Below are 819 nucleotides of genomic sequence, written 5' to 3'. Positions count from 1 at the left end.
GCGCCGCGGGTGATCATGCCGCACACGGATTTTCCCGCGGCGACGGCTTGGCTGGGATCTTTGAAGCTGATGCCGACGGTGTGTAGGTCGGACAGGAAGGTTCCGTTGTTGTCATCGGCGGGCGGCTAGTCCTCGCCTGGGGTGGCGTGTGCGGGTGCGGTGATCGTGATGGCCAGCGATACGGTGAGAAGCGCGAGCAGCCGTGTCATCTGCAGCCTCCTTCGGTGTGGTTATCCGAGCTGGGATTCGGGGTGTGCGGCGGCGGGTGCTGGTTCGTCGTTGACGTGGACGGCGTGCACGCCGGGGGTGGTTCGCAGTTGGGCGACCAGGTCGTCGAGGCCGGCTTCGTCGACGTTCCAGTGCTGTACTTGGTCGGGCATTTCTTGTAGTTGGGCGATGATGCGGTCGAGTTTGACCGGTGGTGTGCGGCGTTGGCCGGTGATCGCGCGGGTCTGGATGGCGGTGGTGGTGTTGATGACGCGGGCGGCGGGGCCGCCCAGTGCGCCGCCGGCCAGGCTGCCCAGGGTGGCATCGTTGACCAGCTCGGCGGGAAACCCGGCCGCGGCGGCCGCGGCCGCGCTGGTGGCCGGCAGGGCGGTGGAGGCCAGCCGGATGGCGGGGGCGGCGGTGGCCCAGCTCGAGGGCACCGACAGCTTGCCCACGGTGGGCGCGGTGCCCAGCACCGCCGATACGGGGCGCACCGGGACGCCGGCGCCAAGGCCTCCGGGTGAGGCCAGACCCGCCCCCAGCGATGCTTTGGGCAAGCCGGCGCTCCAGGGGGCATAGACGAAGGCGCCCTTCCACTGCGAAATGCCCAGG

1 protein-coding gene and 1 pseudogene are annotated in these 819 nt (G+C 70.2%); both read right to left on the bottom strand.

Translation table 11 applies throughout. From position 1 onward, the window contains the following. Positions 1-98: pseudogene (locus JF781_RS28805) on the bottom strand (DUF732 domain-containing protein); the annotation flags it as partial. A gap of 132 nt (positions 99-230) precedes the next feature. Further along, a partial coding sequence (locus tag JF781_RS28035) for a PE/PPE C-terminal domain-containing protein (RefSeq protein ID WP_225341366.1) occupies positions 231-819 on the bottom strand: 589 nt, incomplete at its 5' end.

Origin of the sequence: Mycobacterium sp. WUMAC-067 (genome assembly GCF_020217485.1) — a bacterium.
GTDB lineage: Bacteria > Actinomycetota > Actinomycetes > Mycobacteriales > Mycobacteriaceae > Mycobacterium.
Note: the sequence above shows the minus strand (reverse complement) of the source record. Positions and strands in the feature narration are given on the sequence as shown.